We start from the raw sequence: 3,158 nt of genomic DNA, 5'->3' as shown, positions 1-3,158 counted from the left end.
CCACCAGCGCCCGGTGAGAGGCACGCCCGACTGAGGAATGTCTAGTTGCCGGCGCCCCCTAAACGCCTGCAACCCCAGCCAGACAAAGTAAGCGCCACCCACACCCTGTAGCCCACGCCACACCCAGCCACCCTCAGCGGGTAACAGGCTTTGCGCCAGCAACACCACCAGCATCATCAGCACATTGGCCAGGGCAATCCCGCACGCCACACCATCGGCTTGCCGCCGCCCCTGTACCAAGGCCGTACGCAGCAACAGAAAAAAGTCCGGTCCTGGCGACAACAACGCGGCGAAGTGGGTGCTGGCGACCAGTAGAAACAGCGCAACCATAACGACCTCCGAGTGAATTCGGTGGTCAGTCTGTGCGGCGGTTAGGGCGGCAGTATTGGAGAAAACTCAGGCGCGCGCGGTACTGCGAAAGCGCCCAGGGGTCACGCCGGTAAAGCGTTTAAACGTGCCGTTAAAGTGCGCCTGATCGTAAAAACCCAGCTGTAAGGCCAGCTCGCTCAAGGGCTCCTCGCCCAACAGCAAACGCTTGGCTTCGCGCACTCGCCGTTGCAGCAGGTAGGTGTGCGGCGGCACGCCGTAGGCGCGGCGAAAGGCGTCGATCAGATGGCGTGGATGGCGTTCACCCACCTCGGCCAATTGTTCCAGGCTGACGGCTTCGCGGTAGTGCGCTTCGAGGTACTCCCGCAGCCGCGCCGTGCTGCCGCCGTCACGAGCGGCTGTCGGCAGCGGGCGCATGCCGCCATGGCGGATAAACACCAGCTCTAGCACCGCCAGCAATTGGCTTTCCAGCGCCAGCGCATCGTGACGCTCAAACTCCAGCGCAAGGCCCGCCATCAGTTGCGCGACGGCGCCGTCATCGTTCGGGTTGAGCTGATTAAAACCACGGGGCAAACGCTTGCGTCCCAGCAACGCTGGCAAGCGCGCCTCTTCGACATAGAGCATGTGGTAGACCAGCCGCGACGAAATGGCGTGGCCGGTGTGCGGTTCTTCCGGGTTCATCAGCGACAGGGTGCCGGCCGGCAACGCATGCCGCGCGCCCTGGCATTGATAGCCACCGACACCCTGCAAAATCGCGCCGATGGCAAAGGCGTCGTGGCTATGCCGGCCAAAGGGCTGCCCGGAGAAATCGGCCTGGAACAGCTCGACGCCAGACAACCAAGGCTGCACCAGCAGCCGATTGGCATCCATGCTCAGCTACCCGCCAATACCGCCGCGTAGCCTTCGCGAAAGCTCGGGTAACGTGGCACCCAGCCCAGGCCGCGGGCACGGGCGTTGCTGCAACGTTTACTGCCGGCACGGCGCACGGTCGATTCCTCGGACCACTCGGTAACGCCCATGTACTCGCGCAGCCACGCCACCACTTCATGCAGCGGCGCGGGCGCATCGTCGACACCGATATACAGTGCATCCAGCGCCTTACCTTCGGCGTCAGCCTGGAGCAGAAAAGCCAGCAAGCCGGCACAGTCATCGGCATGCAGACGGTTGGCATATAACGGCGGCTCGCTGACCACGCGGTAGCCCATGCGCACCTGCTTAAGCAGCCACTCGCGGCCTGGGCCATAAATACCAGTGAGGCGCACCACGGTTGCAGGAAAGCCGCTATCCAGAGCCACACGCTCAGCCTCGAGCAAGATGCGCCCGGAGAAACGCTGCGGCTCAGCCGGTGATTGCTCGTCGACCCACACGCCGCCGTCTTGCGCATACACGCCACTGCTGGAAACAAAAATTACCCGCTTGGGCGTCTGCCCATGCTGCTTAAGCCAGGCAAGGGTATTGACCAGACCATCGACGTAAGCGCGGCGGTAGCCCGCTTCGTCGTGCTCGGTTGCGGCAGCGGCGTACACCAGATAATCCAGCGGGCCTTGCGGCCATTGTGCCGGGCAGGCCGGATCATTCAGATCAGCCGCTACTGGAACAATGCCCTCAGGCAACTGCGCGACCGATCGCCGCAAGCCATACACCTGCCAACCGGCTGCATTCAGTTGCGTAGCCAGACGGCTTCCTACGTCGCCGCAGCCGGCAATCAACAGGGTCGGGGCAGTGGACATAACAGCACCTCAGGCAAAAACGGCATTCTAGATGGCCCAGCAGGGGAAAGGGCAACGTGTCGAACATCCTACGGGTGTTACATTATCACTTTAACAAACAAGAATAGTTTGCAATACTATCGACCCTTTTGCGCCAGGGGTCGATTTGGCCCCGGTCACCGCTTTCCCCATCTCAGGTCCGGCCAGCATGAATTTCAACGCCTACCGCGCACAATCCTCTCTTTTGCAGCCTCGCGCTCTGCTCGCCTTTGCCGCGCTGCTAATCAGTTTGACGCTACCTGCCAGCAGCTTTGCTGAAGAAACCAGCGCACCGGCAACGGCCCCAGCCGCTACTGCACCTGCGGCTCCAGCACCCGCTGCTGCACCGGCGCCAAGCGCTGAAACACCCGCGGCTGCCGCCCTGCGCGAGAAAATTGCCAGCCTCGGCCCGAACGCCACCCCCGAGCAAATCAGCGCGGCCACCAAAGAAAGCATGGAAGCCAACGGCGCCACGCCAGACGAAGTGACCCAAGCCCTGAACAACCTGGCCAACACCGACGAACTGATTGCCGAAGACGAGCAAGCCTTCGCCAGCGACCTGTCGCCATGGGGCATGTATCAGAACGCCGACCACGTGGTGAAAGGCGTAATGATCGGCCTGGCCCTGGCCTCGGTGATCACCTGGACCATCTGGATCGCCAAAGGCTTTGAGCTGCTCGGCGCCAAGCGTCGTTTGCGCCGCGAGCTGGCCCTGCTCAAACAAGCCCGCTCGTTGAAAGATGCCTCCGACAAAGCCAGCCAAGCCGGCAGTTTGTCGCACACCTTGGTGCACGACGCCCTGGAAGAAATGCGCCTGTCGGCCAACACCCGCGAGAAAGAAGGCATCAAGGAGCGCGTCAGCTTCCGCCTCGAACGCTTGGTCGCCGCCTGCGGGCGTGAGATGAGCCAAGGCACCGGCGTACTCGCCACCATCGGTTCTACCGCGCCCTTCGTCGGCCTGTTCGGTACCGTGTGGGGCATCATGAACAGCTTTATCGGTATCGCTAAATCGCAAACCACTAACCTGGCTGTCGTGGCGCCTGGTATCGCCGAAGCGCTGCTGGCCACTGCCATGGGCCTGGT

General features: G+C 62.5%; 4 protein-coding genes. 1 reads left to right on the top strand and 3 read right to left on the bottom strand.

Annotation, left to right across the window (positions count from 1 at the left end):
* From AAAB16_RS06225 to AAAB16_RS06215, 3 genes are all read right to left on the bottom strand, one after another.
* Nucleotides 1-330, bottom strand: a 330-nt coding sequence (locus AAAB16_RS06225) for a LysE family transporter (RefSeq protein ID WP_340662549.1), incomplete at its 3' end; no start/stop codon positions are given.
* 66 nt (nucleotides 331-396) lie between these two features.
* Nucleotides 397-1,197 carry an AraC family transcriptional regulator gene (locus AAAB16_RS06220; RefSeq protein WP_340662548.1) on the bottom strand — a complete coding sequence of 267 codons (801 nt, stop codon included), beginning with the start codon at nucleotides 1,195-1,197 and terminating at the stop codon, nucleotides 397-399.
* A gap of 2 nt (nucleotides 1,198-1,199) precedes the next feature.
* The gene (locus AAAB16_RS06215; RefSeq protein ID WP_340662547.1) at nucleotides 1,200-2,057 is read right to left on the bottom strand and encodes an SDR family oxidoreductase; all 858 of its coding nucleotides are present in this window, start codon (nucleotides 2,055-2,057) and stop codon (nucleotides 1,200-1,202) included.
* A 187-nt stretch (nucleotides 2,058-2,244) separates the two neighbouring features.
* On the opposite strand from AAAB16_RS06215, the gene exbB reads away from it, so the two are divergent.
* The coding region (exbB, locus tag AAAB16_RS06210; RefSeq protein WP_340662546.1) for a tonB-system energizer ExbB at nucleotides 2,245-3,158 on the top strand (914 nt) is incomplete at its 3' end.

Source organism: Pseudomonas sp., assembly GCF_037994325.1.
Classification (GTDB): domain Bacteria; phylum Pseudomonadota; class Gammaproteobacteria; order Pseudomonadales; family Pseudomonadaceae; genus Aquipseudomonas.
This window is presented reverse-complemented; position numbering and strand designations above follow the sequence as displayed.